This is a genomic window from Cupriavidus sp. GW823-FHT06D04 (assembly GCF_058795055.1).
The window spans coordinates 82,829-95,960 of the sequence record NZ_JBXAHL010000025.1 but is presented as its reverse complement, the minus strand read 5'-3'; the positions used below and the strand labels follow the sequence as shown (position 1 = coordinate 95,960).

Here is a 13,132-nt window from a genome sequence, read left to right as displayed (position 1 = left end):
CCCGGCAAACGCCGTTCCGGCCGGCATGGCTGATCCGCCTTGCCGGCCAGCTTTGGACCCGCGCGCCCGGCCAGCGGCCCCAGCCGGTACAATCGTGACAACGTTGTGACGCACCCGGCAGCCGCCAGCGCTGCCGGACGCCGAGCCCGGTCCATCCGCTTTCCGCCAATCATGATCGATTCCCAGGCAGTCCGTGCCTATCTGCTCGGTCTGCAAGACCGCATCACCGATGCCATCGGTGCCATCGACGGCCAGCCGTTCCTGACCGACGCCTGGGAGAAACCGCCCACCGAACGCCTGCGCGGCAGCGGCCGCACCCGCATCCTGGAAGGCGGCGCGGTGATGGAGCGCGCCGGCGTGGGCTTCTCGCACGTGAGCGGCGACACCCTGCCGCCGTCGGCCACCGCCAACCGGCCGGAACTGGCCGGTCGCAGCTTCGAGGCCATGGGCGTGTCGCTGGTGTTCCACCCGCGCAATCCCTATGTGCCCACAGTCCATATGAACGTGCGCTGCTTCCTGGCGGTCAAGCCGGGGGCCGAGCCGGTATGGTGGTTCGGCGGCGGCATGGACCTGACGCCCTACTACGGCGACGCCGGCGACTGCGCGCACTTCCACCGCACCTGCCAGCAGGCGCTGGCCCCCTATGGCGATGACCTGTACCCGCGCTTCAAACAGTGGTGCGACGAGTATTTCTTCCTGCGCCACCGCAACGAGGCGCGCGGCGTGGGCGGGATCTTCTTCGACGACTTCTCCGCGCTGGGCTTCGAGCGCAGCTTCGCCATGATGCAATCGGTCGGCGACGCCTTCCTGGACGCCTACCTGCCGATCCTGCAGGCGCGCAAGGACACGCCCTACGGCGAGCGCGAGCGCGGCTTCCAGGCCTTCCGGCGCGGGCGCTACGTCGAATTCAACCTCGTGTTCGACCGCGGCACGCTGTTCGGCCTGCAGTCGGGCGGACGCGCCGAATCCATCCTGATGTCGATGCCGCCGCTGGTGACCTGGCGCTATGACTGGCAACCGGAACCGGGCAGCCCCGAAGCGGCGCTGTACACCGATTTCCTGCCAGCGCGCGACTGGGCCTGACGCCTGACCTATGGCCAATCCAGCGCAACACCGCAAGCCCGCCGCCGACGCGGGAGAACCGCCGCAACCGTCCGCCCGCCCCTATCGCCTGGGTATCCTTGGCGGCACTTTTGATCCCCCCCATGTCGGCCACCTTGCACTGGCGCGGCTGTGCATCGAACACCTTGGGCTGGATGAGCTGGTGTGGATTCCCACCGGCCAGTCGTGGCAAAAAGGCGACGACGTGACCCCTGCCGCCGACCGCCTGGCGATGACCGAACTGGCCGCCGCGGCGCTTGGCGACAGCGGCGCCAAAGTCCGCGTGAGCCGCATGGAAGTGGACCGCGCCGGCCCCAGCTACACCATCGACACGGTACGCCAGCTGCGCGCCGAATACGGCCCCGAAGCCTCGCTGTGCTGGTTGATGGGCGCCGACCAGCTGCTGCGCCTGCACACCTGGCACGGCTGGCAGGCCCTGTTCGAACATGTGCACCTGTGCACCGCCACGCGGCCGCGTTTTGAGCTGGCGGCACTGGAGGGTCCGGTGCTGGCGGCACTGGCCGAACGCCAGGCTGACACGCACCTGATACAATGCACGCCCTCCGGCCGGATGTGGATCGACCAGACGCTCGCCGTCGACCTGTCTTCCACCCACCTGCGCCAGCGGCTGGCAGCCGGCCAGCCGGCAGATGACCAACTGCCGCCCGGCGTGGCACACTACATTGCCAACCACGGGCTGTACCGCAACGCCCCGGCCAGGGCATGACCGGGGTTGCACCAATCCCGGCGCCCACCCCCAACCGATCTCAGCTGAACAAGAAGACACCATGGATATTCGTAAACTGCAACGCGCCATCGTCGACGGCCTCGAGGATGTCAAAGCGCAGGACATCAAGGTGTACGACACCAGCCACCTGACCGAACTGTTCGACCGGGTGGTGATTGCCAGCGGGACATCCAACCGCCAGACCAAGGCGCTGGCAGCGTCGGTGCGGGATACGGTGAAGGGAGCCGGCGGCCATATCGTGGCGGTCGAGGGCCTGGAAACCGGCGAATGGGTGCTGGTCGACTGCGGCGACGCCGTGGTCCACATCCTGCAGCCGCAGTTGCGCCTGTACTACAACCTGGAAGAGATCTGGGGCGACAAGCCGGTGCGCATGAAGCTGGCCACCGGCGGCCGCGGCCTGGCCAAGGCCAGCGAGCCGATGGACGAGGACGAGGACGAAGCCCCGGTGCGCACCGTGCGCCGCGCCAGCAACCTGCGCCCCGCGCTGGCCCGCCTGCCCGAAGGCATGAAGGAGCCGTCGCCGCCGATGGGCCATGAGGACACCGACGCGGACGCCATCGCCACCATCCGCAAGCCGGCCCGCAAGACCGCCACCAAGTCGGCAGCGACCAAGACCGCCGGCACCCGCGCCGCCGCGCCGCGCAAGACCGCTGCCGGCACCACCGCGCGCAAGACCGCGACCAAGACCGCGGTCAAGAAGGCCCCGAGCAAGACCGCTGCCAGCAAGACCGCAGCAGCCAAGCCGGCCGCGCGCAAGCGCACCACCCGCTCGGCCTGAGCCCCGGCGCGCGGCCGCCAGGCGGCCGCGCAGCATGACCCGTCCTCTGCCCCATGCAACTGGTGATCGTGGCCGTCGGCCACAAGATGCCCGGCTGGATCGAAACCGGCTTCAGCGAGTACGCTAAGCGCATGCCGCCCGAGCTGCGCATCGAACTGCGCGAGGTCAAGCCTGAAACCCGCTCATCCAGCAACAACGCCGCCACCGTGATGCAGCGCGAAGCCGCGCGCATCGAGGCGGTGCTGGGCTCGCTGTCGAAGCAGTGCCGCATCGTCGCGCTGGATGAGCGCGGGCGCGACTTCACCACCGTGCAACTGGCCGCGCAGCTGACCGACTGGCAGCGCGAGGGCGGCGACGTGGCCTTCCTGATCGGCGGCGCCGACGGGCTCGACCCGGCCCTGAAAGCCCGCGCCAGCACCCTGATCCGGCTGTCCAGCCTGACCCTGCCGCACGGCATGGTGCGCGTGCTGCTGGCCGAGCAGCTGTACCGCGCCTGGTCCGTCACGCAGAACCACCCCTATCATCGGGCCTGATCCCGGCTGTCGCCGGAAGGCCCCTCCGCCGCGATGCCCGACACCCTGCACGACTATCTTTACCTCGCCTCGCAGAGCCCGCGCCGCCGCGAGCTGCTGACCCAGCTCGGCGTGCGCTACGAACTGCTGCTGGCCGATGACGACGAGGATGCCGAAGCGCTCGAGGCGGTCCAGCCCGGCGAAACCCCCGACGACTACGTCCAGCGCGTCTGCGCGCTGAAGGCAGAAGCCGCGCTGCGCCGCCGCGAACGCCGCGCGCTGCCCGATGCGCCGGTGCTGACCTCGGACACCACGGTCTGCCTGGGCGGCCGCATCCTGGGCAAACCCGCCGACGGCGCCGATGCCGCGGCCATGCTGGGCGCGCTCTCGGGCAGCACCCACCGCGTCCTGACCGCCGTGACGATCGTGTCGACCACGGGCATGCGGCATGCGCTGTCGATCTCCGAAGTCACCTTCCGCCAGATGCAGCCCGCCGAGATCGAGCGCTACGTCGCCAGCGGCGAGCCGCTCGGCAAGGCCGGTGCCTACGGCATCCAGGGCCGGGCGGCGGAGTTCGTGGAGCGGATCGCGGGCAGCTATTCAGGTATCATGGGCTTACCTTTGTTTGAGACGGCGGCGTTACTTCGCCAGGCTCATCTGCAGTTCTGAGCCGCGCCCTCCGTGCCCAGACAAGACCCGGCCCCCGCGCCGGGCCACCCTATACAGCCGGACCACCGGCGACGCGTTTCACCCGCTATGACTGAAGACATCCTCGTCAACATCACGCCCCAAGAGACCCGCGTCGCCATCGTGCAGCAGGCCGCCGTGCAGGAACTGCATGTCGAACGCACGCTGACGCGCGGGCTGGTCGGCAATATCTACCTGGGCAAGGTGGTGCGCGTGCTGCCCGGCATGCAATCGGCCTTTATCGACATCGGCCTGGAGCGCGCCGCCTTCCTGCACGTGGCCGATATCTGGCATCCACGCGACGCCGACCGCAACAATTCCACCCCGCAGCTGGCCATCGAGAAGACCCTGTTCGAAGGCCAGGCGCTGATGGTGCAGGTGATCAAGGACCCGATCGGCACCAAGGGCGCGCGGCTGTCCACGCAAGTGAGCATCGCCGGGCGCACCCTGGTGTACCTGCCGCAGGACCCGCATATCGGCATCTCGCAGCGCATCGAGGGCGAAGTGGACCGCGAGGCGCTGCGCAGCCGCGTGCAGGGCCTGGTGCCCGCCGACGAGCGCGGCGGCTTTATCGTGCGCACCATCGCCGAGGAAGCGACCGACGAGGAACTCGGCAACGATATTGCCTACCTGCGCAAGATCTGGGGCACGATCCGCCAGAACGCCACCACCCTGCCCGCGCCCAGCCTGCTCTACCAGGACCTGAACCTGGCCCAGCGCGTGCTGCGCGACTTCATCAACGACGCCACCGGCGTGATCCAGATCGACTCGCGCGAGAACTACCAGATGCTGCTGGAGTTCGCCAAGGAATACACCCCGGCGGTACTGCCGCGGCTGTCGCACTACACCGGCGAGCGCCCGATCTTCGACCTGTTCAATATCGACGCGGAGATCGAGAAGGCGCTGTCGCGCCGGGTGGACCTGAAGTCGGGCGGCTACCTGATGATCGACCAGACCGAGGCGATGACGACCATCGACGTCAACACCGGCGGCTACGTGGGCGCGCGCAACTTCGACGACACCATCTTCAAGACCAACCTGGAGGCGGCCCACACCATCGCGCGGCAGCTGCGCCTGCGCAACCTCGGCGGCATCATCATCATCGACTTCATCGATATGGAGAACGCCGAGCACCGCGACGCGGTGCTGTCCGAGCTGAAGCGAGCGCTCGCACGCGACCGCACCCGCATCACGGTCAACAGCTTCTCGCAACTGGGCCTGGTCGAGATGACGCGCAAGCGCACGCGCGAGTCGCTGGCGCATGTGCTGTGCGAGCAATGCCCGGTCTGCCAGGGCAAGGGCCAGGTCAAGACGCCGCGCACGGCCTGCTATGACATCCTGCGCGAGATCATGCGCGAATCGCGCCAGTTCAACCCGCGCGAATTCCGCATCCTGGCCTCGCAGGAAGTGATCGACCTGTTCCTGGAAGAAGAAAGCCAGCATCTGGCGATGCTGGGCGACTTCATCGGCAAGCCGATCTCGCTGCAGGTGGAATCGACGTTCCACCAGGAGCAATACGACATCATCCTGATGTGAAGATGCCGGCGCAGGCATGGAAAGGCCCGCTCACTGGCGGGCCTTTCTGCATTCTGGCCTAGGGCCGGATCACGACTTGCGGACTCACCACGAAGGCGGGTTCGGGCTGGTAGTACACAGCCGGCGGCGGCTGGTACACGACCGGCCGGTCCTTGCACTTGCGCTCTTCCTTGTACTCGCCGTTGTCTTTCCACTTGCGCTTGATCTTGCAGTTGCCGACCCAGAACTCTTCCTTGTAGTCGCCGCCCTTGTAGCGGCGCGCGTAGTGGTGATCGTCGTCCCAGTCGTCGTCGGCATGCGCGGCGGCGGAGATGGTGCCAAGGAGCACGGGCAATACAACGAGGGCAACAAGGGCGCGGGGCTTCATTCTGGGGGCGGCGAGCGATGGTTGAGGAAGGCTAGCACGCCGCATCCCGCATCTATGTATCAAGCTGTTTACGAACGTAACCGCGTTGCAGCGCATTCGTCTGTCCGCTTGCGTCCGCCTCCTCACGGGCTCGGGGATGGTCCTACTCCAATTCCGTTTGCCATCCGCTATAACTAAGCTAGGGTAGTCAGCGGCATCCGCACGGATGCCGCGCCCGGCCTGCCGCCCCGATGCAAGGCGCGGCCCGGCCAAGCAAGCGAGGAGTCCGGCATGAACGCCACGAACCATGGGGCCTGTCTGCTGGCCCTTCTGTTGTCGGTGGCGTGCGCGCCATTGCCGATCACCAAGCGCGCGCCCCTACCGCCGCCCGAGGCGAAGGGCGAAGCGGTCGCCGCTGCGCCCAAGGAGCGCGCCACCCCTATCGCGAACAAGACCATCAACATTGCCGCCGCCTGCAAGCGCACCGAGGAAGATGGCTTCCGCGAAGACGCGCTGATGGACGTCAGGGCCAACGAGGTGCGCGCACTGAAATGGAAGTTGTGGGTATCGCGGCGCGGCAGTTGCGAATTCAACCTGGCCGAGTTCCGCCAGGTCCGCGAGAGCCCGCACATCGAACTGCAGGCCATCGACGGCAGCCAGTGCAAGCTGCTGGTGTGGCAGGACCCGCGCCGCGTGACGCTGGCGCATAACCGCTGCGAGAAGCACTGCACGCCCGGCATCTACGAGCAGGCGTGGCCGGTGCTGTTCGATCCCAAGAGCGGTGCCTGCGCCGAGGTGCGCTGAGCCCCTGCGGCGTTACTTCGCTTTCGGCACCCGGCCCATCAGGTAGAACTCGTCGTTCGGGCGCATGCTGATCGTGTTCGCCATCCGGTTCGACAGGCCGAAGAACGCCGTGATGGCGGCAATATCCCAGGCATCCTCCTCGGAAAAACCGTGCTCGCGCAGCGCAGCAAAGTCGGCATCGCCCACTTCATGCGACGCCTTGCACACCTTCATCGCAAAGTCGAGCATCGCGCGCTGGCGCGGCGGAATATCCGCCTTCAGGTAGTTCACCGCCACCTGGTCCGCCACCAGCGGCTTCTTCTCATAGATGCGCAGGATTGCCCCATGCGCCACCACGCAGTACAGGCACTGGTTGGCACCGGAGGTCGCCACCACGATCATCTCGCGCTCGCCCTTGGTCAGGCCGCCCTCCTTGAGCATCAGCGCGTCGTGGTAGGCGAAGAACGCGCGGAACTCGTCGGGACGGTGTGCCAGCGCCAGGAAGACGTTGGGGACGAAGCCGGCTTTTTCCTGGACTTCCAGGATGCGGGCGCGGATGTCGTCGGGAAGGTTGGTCAGCGCGGGGATGGGGTAGCGGCTGATGGGGAATGACGTGTCGGACATGGTGGTCTCCTGTTGGATATGCGTCATCGATCGTGAGCTTCTGATGCAGATACTAACGGATCGGCATGGGTGTAGCGGGCGCTATGTCGCCCATGCATCGCACGGACACTTGTCTCCTGGATAAGGCATACTACGCACCTTCCGAACCAGGCGGGGCACACTGCCCGCCCTACTGTTCCTGATGAAACGTATTCTCATCGTCAAGCTGACCTCCCTCGGCGACATGGTGTTCACCCAGCCGCTCGTCGCGGACCTGCAGCGGGCCTTTCCCGGCGTCAAGATCGACTGGATCGCCGACTCATATTGCGCCGACGTGCCGCGCTGGAATCCGAATATCGAGCGTGTGATTTCCGCGCCGCTGCGCGGCTTCAAGAAGTCGCGCAATTGGGCTGGCTTGCGTGCGATCTTCAGTGCGCTGCGTGAACTGCGCCGCGAGAAGTACGATGCGGTGCTGGACGTCCACGGGGTCTACAAGAGCGCCATCGTGACGTTCCTGGCACGCACGCGCAATCGCTATGGCTACCCCGTGGCAGAGTTGGGCGAGAGCGGCGCTCGCTTCGCCTACAACCATGTGTTCCAGCCATTTGTCGAAGAAGATTGCGCGCGGCAGCGGATGCGCCGCGCCGTCAGCCGCGCCCTGGGCTATGAGCTGACCAGGGACATGGACTACGGCCTGGAGATGCCCGCAGACACGCCGGCGCCGGCCGCCAAGGGTCCGTACGCGATGCTGTTCCATGCCACCTCTAGCGAAGAAAAGAAGTGGCCGGTCGCCGACTGGATAAGCGTGGGCAGCGCGATCTCGGCGCGCGGGCTGCGCGTGCTGGTGCCCTGGGGCAACGACGCGGAGCGCAAGGAAGCCGAAACCATCGCCGCCAGCGTGCCCAACGCCGAAGTGATGCCGCGCCTGAGCATCACCGGCGTGGCGCAGATGGTAGGCAAGGCATCGCTGGTGGTTGGCATGGACACCGGCTTCGTGCATATCGCCGATGCGCTGCGCCGCCCGACCGTGATCCTGTTCACGACCACGTCGCGCCACCTGTACGGCGTCGATGCGCCGGGCCGCGCGGTCTCGCTGGGCGGCGGCGGCGTGGTGCCGCGGCGCGATCAGGTGCTGGCTGCCATCGATGAAGTGCTGGGCGTGCAGCCGCCCGTCACCTCGCCAAACTGAGCACGCAGGAAACGACAAAGGCCGGCGCAAGCGCCGGCCTTTGTCGTTGGTACGTCCGTTACCGTTGCTGCGTCGCGAACTGGATCCGGTGCAGCCCGGCGTACAGGCCGTTGGCCGCCAGCAGCTGCGCGTGCGTGCCCTGCTCCGCCACGCGGCCGTGGTCCAGCACGGCGATGCGGTCGGCGTTCTCGATGGTGGACAACCGGTGCGCAATCACCAGCGTGGTCCGGCCCCTCATCAGTTCCTCCAGCGCCGCCTGCACCTGGCGCTCCGACTCCGAATCCAGTGCCGAAGTGGCCTCGTCCAGGATCAGGATCGGTGCGTCCTTGTACAGCGCCCGGGCAATCGCCAGCCGCTGGCGCTGGCCACCGGACAGCTTCATGCCGTTGTCGCCGATATTGGTGTTCAGGCCCTCCGGCAGCCCCTTGACCGTTTCCGTCAGGTAGGCGGCCGCCAGCGCGCGCTCAACGCGGGCCATGTCGATCTCGCTATCGGATTGCGCGCCATATGCCACATTGGCGGCGACGGTGTCGTTGAACAGCACCACGTCCTGGCTGACGAAGGCAATCTGGTTGCGCAGGTCCTTCAGCGACAACTCGGTCAGCGGCGCGCCATCCAGCAAGATGCGCCCGGCAGTGGGGTCGAAGAAGCGCGGCACCAGGTTGACCAGCGTGGTCTTGCCGCTGCCCGACGGGCCCACCAGCGCCACCACCTCGCCCGGACTGACGCGCAGGTCAATGCCCTCCAGCGCTGCGCGGGACGCTTCACCGTAGCGGAAGCCGACTTGCTCGAAGGCCAGCTCGCCACGGGCACGACCCAGCATCTTGCCACCGTCCTGCGGCTCGATCGGTTCATCGATCAGCCGGAAAATCATCTCGGCTGCGGTGATGCCGCGCGTCAGCGGCTGGTTGATGTCGGTCAGGTGCTTGAGCGGCGAGATCAGCAGCAGCATCGCCATCACAAAGCCGGTAAAACCGCCCACCGTGGTCTGGTTGGCCTGCGCCTGCACCATCGCAATGGTGATGATCACCGACAGCGCCAGCGCAGCCAGGAAGGCCGTGACCGGCTGGTTCAGCCCGCCGGCAACCGCCATGCGCATCGAGTAGTTCTTGAGCCGCTCGGCCACGGTGCGGAAGCGGCCCATCTCGTAGGCTTCGCCGCCATGCAGCTTGACCACCTTGTAGCCGCCCACGGCCTCTTCCACGACATAGGCAGCGTTGTTGGTAAAGGCCTGGTGATCGCGGTTGAGCTTGCGCAGCCGGCGGTTGATCTTCGACATCAGGTAGCCGATCACCGGCAGGATCACCGCCACGATCAGCGTCAGGCGCCAGTTGGTATAGAAGAGATAGATCAGCAGCGCGACAACCGTCAGCGAGTCCCGCACCAGCGTGATAAAGACGCTAGTCAGGATCTGCAGCACCTGGTTGACCTCGAAGATCACGGCATTGATCAGCGAAGCCGCCGTGTTGCGGTGGAAGAACGACGCCGGCGCCTGCAGCAGGCGCTCGAACATCTGCAGGCGCATCTTCAGCAGCACGCGGTTCGAGATCAGGTTCAACAGGTAGCCCGAGGCAAACTGCGCCACGCCGCGGATCAGGGCCACGCCGGTCAGGATCGCGGGGACATGCCACAGCGTGCCGGCGTAGTCGCCGCCGAAGCCCTTGTCGAGCAGGTCATTGACAACCTTGGGGATCACCCCTTCGCTGCCCGCGACCACGGCCATGGCGAGGATAGCGCCGATGAAGATACGTAACTCGGGGCGCAGGTAAGACCAGAGCCGGCTGGCCATGCTGGACGGCACGGCGGCACCTGGCGAAATGGGCGGTTTGGATGTGGTCACTGATATTTCTTGTGTGTGGAGGCGACGTGCCGGCCCGGCGCTAGCCCGGCCGCTTCTGCCGGGCTACCCGAAGGAAGGGCCTGACGATGAGCTGGAACAGGAAGCGCTGATAGACGTAGCGGCGCAGATAATAGCCGATGCTGCGCTGAGCCTTGTCGGTGGCGTCCAGGTCGGCGCGATGCGTTTCGAGCGACGAGGTCTCGGCCAGCTCGGTCAGGCCAATGCAATATGGCACCACCGCACTGACCGACACCAGACCCTGTTTTTCAAAGGCCGACCAATAGTCGGCCGCGCACCACAGCGGCTGCAGGCCGGCCAGCAGCCGCTGCGCTGCGGCGCGCGTCACCACGTAGCCGTGCGCGAGCCACCATTCGCCGTAGCGCCTGACCAGGCGTCGCTCGCCGCCAAGCCTGCGCACACCCCAGCGGGTGTACTTGTCGACATGGGACAGCAGCACCACCTCGGCCCGGTCCGGATCCAGGCGTGACTCGAGGTCGGCCAGCACGCTTGCGAGGTCGGGGCCGAGCGATGCATCGTCCTCCAGCACCAGCGCGAAGGCGGCGCCGTCGTCCAGCATCTTGCGGTACACGCCAAGGTGGCTCAATCCGCACCCCACCTCGCCCCGGCTCATGGGGCGGTAACGCGCGGCGGCGGCGGCGGCATCGTACTTGCTGGCCACTTCCTCCTCCGCCAGCACGCGGCCATCCACGGCCCGGAACACCTGGAACGGGATACCAAGGCCCGCCAGTTGGCCGGAAATGCGCTCCCGGCGCTCCCGCGCGGTGTCGAGATTGATGACGTAGGCGCCGATCATGCGGCCAGCGCCTGCGCGTCCGGTCTTGCCCGGATTGCAGCCGGCAAGAGAGAGGCCAATGCTGCACGCGCAGGCAGAAGGAAGACTTCTTCCATCCCGGCAGAACGGGACAATTGTGCTCGTATCATCAATTTGAGAATCAGGAAACGGCCCGCGAGCCGACTCGATCGCATCAGGGTGCGCGAAGGGCGCCATGCGCCAGTGCGGTAGAATACGCGGTCTCGATCCAGCGCCTGGCGCCGTGGGCGACTCCGGCGGCCCGTCGGTCTTGTCCGACCTGCGTGCCTCCCCTATGTTCCATGAGAGTCTCGGCCGTCATCATTACCAGGAATGAAGCTCACAATATCGGGCCATGCCTCGAAAGCGTGTCCTGGTGCGAAGAGGCGATTATAGTGGATTGGGCCAGCACGGATGACACGGTGGCGATTGCGCGTGCTGCCGGCGCCACTGTCATCCAGACCGACGACTGGCCTGGCTTCGGACCGCAGAAGAACCGTGCGGTTGACGCCGCCACGGGCGACTGGATCCTGAGCCTCGATGCCGATGAACGTGTCACCCCCGCCCTGCGCGACGAGATCCGGGGCCATCTGAAGCGGGCCGACGCCCACGCGCTTGCGCTGCCGCGCCTTTCAGCGTTCTGCGGCACCTTCGTGCGCCACGCAGGCTGGTATCCGGACTATGTGACCCGCGTCTTCCGCAAGGGCCGCGGCCGCTTCACGGATGACCTGGTCCACGAACACCTGAAGGTGGTCGACCCGGTCACTCATCTGCGCGAGCCATTGATCCATTACAGCTACCGCACACTGTCGGACGTGCTGCGCAAGATCGACAGCTACTCCAGCGCAGGCGCGCAGCAGGCCTACGCGCGGGGCAAGCGTAGTTCGGTGGCGTCCGCCGCGGGCCACGGCCTGTGGGCCTTCATCCGGACCTACCTGCTCAAGCGCGGCTTCCTGGACGGCAGCGCAGGCTTTGGCGTGGCGCTGATGAATGCGCAGGCAAGCTACTACAAGTACGCCAAGCTGGCGCAGTTGCAGGCCGAAACCGATCTCAAGGCAGCCGCCCCCGAGGTCACCCGTTGAGGCGGCCGGCCGCCCCTCCCCTTTATTCCATGCATCGATGAAAGTTGGCATCTCCTGCAATCGCTTCGGCGCAGGCGGCGGCCTGGAACGCTACGCGCTTGACATCAGCCGCGCGATGGCCGCCCGCGCCGGCACCGAGGTGTCGGTCTACGCGCGCCGCTTCGACACCGGCGTGGCGCAGGCGGCCGGCGTCACGCCGCATCGCATCCTGGTCTCGTGGCTGCCCGGCAAGCTGCGCGACCGCTATTTCTCGTGGCGCCTGCAAGCGCGCCTGCCAGCGGATGAAGTGCTGATCGGCTGCAACCGCGTGCGCGGCTCGGACATCGCCATTTGCGGCGGCACCCACCGCGGCTATCTCGGCGCGCGCGGCACGGCAGCGCGCCGCTCCGACCAGTGGCAGATCGACCTGGAGAGTGCGCAGTATGCTGGCGCGCATCGCGTGGTGGCGCATTCGGCGCTGATGCGCCGCGAGGTGATCGAGCTGTACGGGATGCCGCCGGACCGCGTGGAACTGATCTATCCGCCGGTCGACACGCAGCGCTTCACGCCGGTCGACGCCGACGCGCGCGCCGCGTTGCGCCGTGAGTTCGGTTTCGGTGACGATGAGGTCGTGTTCCTGTTCCCGTCTTCGGGCCATGCCCGCAAGGGTTTCGACCTGCTTGCCGACTATTTCTCTGAATCGGACCTGCCGATCACGCTTGCCGTGGCCGGCCGTCCGGTCGGGCGCACCATCCCGCGGGTACGGGAACTGGGCTACAGCAGCCGCATCGACGCGCTCTACCGCGCCGCGGACTTCACCATCCTGGCTTCGGGCTATGAACCGTTCGGACTGGTCGGCGTGGAATCGGTGCTGTGCGGCACACCTCTGGTCTTTGCCGACAATATTGCCTGCCTGGAGGTGATCCGGCCGCAGGCCGTGCATGCCTTCGCACGCGATCGCGCCGAGACGCTCGACCGCGCGATTCGCGCCGCGGTCGACGCGGCACGCAGCGGCCAGGGCCGGCTGGCGGACCCGATGGCGATGCTCAACTACGATCCGGGCATCGAGGCCCACGTCGACGCGCTGCTAACGCTGGCGGCCAGCGCGCGTGCCGCCCGGCAGGCGGCCTGAGACCG

The 13,132-nt window shown here is 66.9% G+C and carries 14 protein-coding genes; 10 read left to right on the top strand and 4 right to left on the bottom strand.

Going from position 1 to position 13,132, the window contains the following annotated elements; translation table 11 throughout:
* Positions 1-171 precede the first annotated feature (171 nt).
* The 6 genes from hemF to rng all read left to right on the top strand — a co-directional run bounded on the left by hemF (position 172) and on the right by rng (position 5,362).
* Complete coding sequence (hemF, locus tag AC1Q7H_RS26165; RefSeq protein ID WP_013955898.1) at positions 172-1,083, top strand: oxygen-dependent coproporphyrinogen oxidase; 912 nt, start codon at positions 172-174, stop codon at positions 1,081-1,083.
* A gap of 10 nt (positions 1,084-1,093) precedes the next feature.
* The gene (locus AC1Q7H_RS26160) at positions 1,094-1,828 is read left to right on the top strand and encodes a nicotinate-nucleotide adenylyltransferase (protein WP_013955897.1); all 735 of its coding nucleotides are present in this window, start codon (positions 1,094-1,096) and stop codon (positions 1,826-1,828) included.
* A gap of 61 nt (positions 1,829-1,889) precedes the next feature.
* Positions 1,890-2,627 (top strand): ribosome silencing factor, encoded by a 738-nt coding sequence (gene rsfS, locus AC1Q7H_RS26155; RefSeq protein ID WP_013955896.1) that lies wholly within the window; start codon positions 1,890-1,892, stop codon positions 2,625-2,627.
* 53 nt (positions 2,628-2,680) lie between these two features.
* Entirely contained in the window at positions 2,681-3,160 is a 480-nt protein-coding gene (rlmH, locus tag AC1Q7H_RS26150) for a 23S rRNA (pseudouridine(1915)-N(3))-methyltransferase RlmH (protein ID WP_011614787.1), read from the top strand.
* A 33-nt stretch (positions 3,161-3,193) separates the two neighbouring features.
* Positions 3,194-3,808, top strand: coding sequence for a Maf family protein (locus AC1Q7H_RS26145; RefSeq protein WP_153955042.1), 615 nt, complete (start codon positions 3,194-3,196; stop codon positions 3,806-3,808).
* A gap of 87 nt (positions 3,809-3,895) precedes the next feature.
* Positions 3,896-5,362 (top strand): ribonuclease G, encoded by a 1,467-nt coding sequence (gene rng, locus AC1Q7H_RS26140; RefSeq protein WP_013955894.1) that lies wholly within the window; start codon positions 3,896-3,898, stop codon positions 5,360-5,362.
* A gap of 58 nt (positions 5,363-5,420) precedes the next feature.
* Here rng and AC1Q7H_RS26135 read toward each other — a convergent pair whose 3' ends face one another.
* Entirely contained in the window at positions 5,421-5,729 is a 309-nt protein-coding gene (locus AC1Q7H_RS26135; protein WP_013955893.1) for a hypothetical protein, read from the bottom strand.
* A gap of 270 nt (positions 5,730-5,999) precedes the next feature.
* On the opposite strand from AC1Q7H_RS26135, the gene AC1Q7H_RS26130 reads away from it, so the two are divergent.
* A complete protein-coding gene (locus AC1Q7H_RS26130; protein ID WP_013955892.1) occupies positions 6,000-6,512 on the top strand; it encodes a hypothetical protein in 513 nt (170 codons plus the stop codon).
* A 12-nt stretch (positions 6,513-6,524) separates the two neighbouring features.
* Here the strand turns inward: AC1Q7H_RS26130 and AC1Q7H_RS26125 are convergent, their stop codons facing one another.
* Positions 6,525-7,115, bottom strand: a complete 591-nt coding sequence (locus tag AC1Q7H_RS26125; protein ID WP_013955891.1) for a peroxidase-related enzyme — start codon at positions 7,113-7,115, stop codon at positions 6,525-6,527.
* 181 nt (positions 7,116-7,296) lie between these two features.
* Between AC1Q7H_RS26125 and waaC the strand changes: the two genes are divergently transcribed.
* On the top strand, positions 7,297-8,283 hold the full coding sequence (waaC, locus tag AC1Q7H_RS26120) for a lipopolysaccharide heptosyltransferase I (RefSeq protein ID WP_010812916.1): 987 nt from the start codon (positions 7,297-7,299) through the stop codon (positions 8,281-8,283).
* Positions 8,284-8,341: 58 nt separating this feature from the next.
* Here waaC and msbA read toward each other — a convergent pair whose 3' ends face one another.
* Positions 8,342-10,072, bottom strand: coding sequence for a lipid A export permease/ATP-binding protein MsbA (msbA, locus tag AC1Q7H_RS26115; protein ID WP_153955049.1), 1,731 nt, complete (start codon positions 10,070-10,072; stop codon positions 8,342-8,344).
* A 91-nt stretch (positions 10,073-10,163) separates the two neighbouring features.
* Complete coding sequence (locus AC1Q7H_RS26110) at positions 10,164-10,937, bottom strand: glycosyltransferase family 25 protein (protein ID WP_492379422.1); 774 nt, start codon at positions 10,935-10,937, stop codon at positions 10,164-10,166.
* A 299-nt stretch (positions 10,938-11,236) separates the two neighbouring features.
* On the opposite strand from AC1Q7H_RS26110, the gene AC1Q7H_RS26105 reads away from it, so the two are divergent.
* Complete coding sequence (locus AC1Q7H_RS26105; protein WP_211980828.1) at positions 11,237-12,016, top strand: glycosyltransferase family 2 protein; 780 nt, start codon at positions 11,237-11,239, stop codon at positions 12,014-12,016.
* 37 nt (positions 12,017-12,053) lie between these two features.
* A complete protein-coding gene (locus tag AC1Q7H_RS26100) occupies positions 12,054-13,127 on the top strand; it encodes a glycosyltransferase family 4 protein (RefSeq protein WP_153955037.1) in 1,074 nt (357 codons plus the stop codon).
* Positions 13,128-13,132: the final 5 nt, after the last annotated feature.

Bases quoted from the DNA above. Each gene is read 5' to 3' on its own strand.
- AC1Q7H_RS26135 (WP_013955893.1), bottom strand. From the start codon at position 5,729: ATGAAGCCCCGCGCCCTTGTTGCCCTCGTTGTATTGCCCGTGCTCCTT.
- msbA (WP_153955049.1), bottom strand. From the start codon at position 10,072: ATGGCCAGCCGGCTCTGGTCTTACCTGCGCCCCGAGTTACGTATCTTC.
- AC1Q7H_RS26110 (WP_492379422.1), bottom strand. From the start codon at position 10,937: ATGATCGGCGCCTACGTCATCAATCTCGACACCGCGCGGGAGCGCCGG.
- hemF (WP_013955898.1), top strand. From the start codon at position 172: ATGATCGATTCCCAGGCAGTCCGTGCCTATCTGCTCGGTCTGCAAGAC.
- AC1Q7H_RS26130 (WP_013955892.1), top strand. From the start codon at position 6,000: ATGAACGCCACGAACCATGGGGCCTGTCTGCTGGCCCTTCTGTTGTCG.
- AC1Q7H_RS26105 (WP_211980828.1), top strand. From the start codon at position 11,237: ATGAGAGTCTCGGCCGTCATCATTACCAGGAATGAAGCTCACAATATC.
- AC1Q7H_RS26100 (WP_153955037.1), top strand. From the start codon at position 12,054: ATGAAAGTTGGCATCTCCTGCAATCGCTTCGGCGCAGGCGGCGGCCTG.
- rlmH (WP_011614787.1), top strand. From the start codon at position 2,681: ATGCAACTGGTGATCGTGGCCGTCGGCCACAAGATGCCCGGCTGGATC.
- rsfS (WP_013955896.1), top strand. From the start codon at position 1,890: ATGGATATTCGTAAACTGCAACGCGCCATCGTCGACGGCCTCGAGGAT.
- rng (WP_013955894.1), top strand. From the start codon at position 3,896: ATGACTGAAGACATCCTCGTCAACATCACGCCCCAAGAGACCCGCGTC.
- AC1Q7H_RS26160 (WP_013955897.1), top strand. From the start codon at position 1,094: ATGGCCAATCCAGCGCAACACCGCAAGCCCGCCGCCGACGCGGGAGAA.
- AC1Q7H_RS26125 (WP_013955891.1), bottom strand. From the start codon at position 7,115: ATGTCCGACACGTCATTCCCCATCAGCCGCTACCCCATCCCCGCGCTG.
- AC1Q7H_RS26145 (WP_153955042.1), top strand. From the start codon at position 3,194: ATGCCCGACACCCTGCACGACTATCTTTACCTCGCCTCGCAGAGCCCG.
- waaC (WP_010812916.1), top strand. From the start codon at position 7,297: ATGAAACGTATTCTCATCGTCAAGCTGACCTCCCTCGGCGACATGGTG.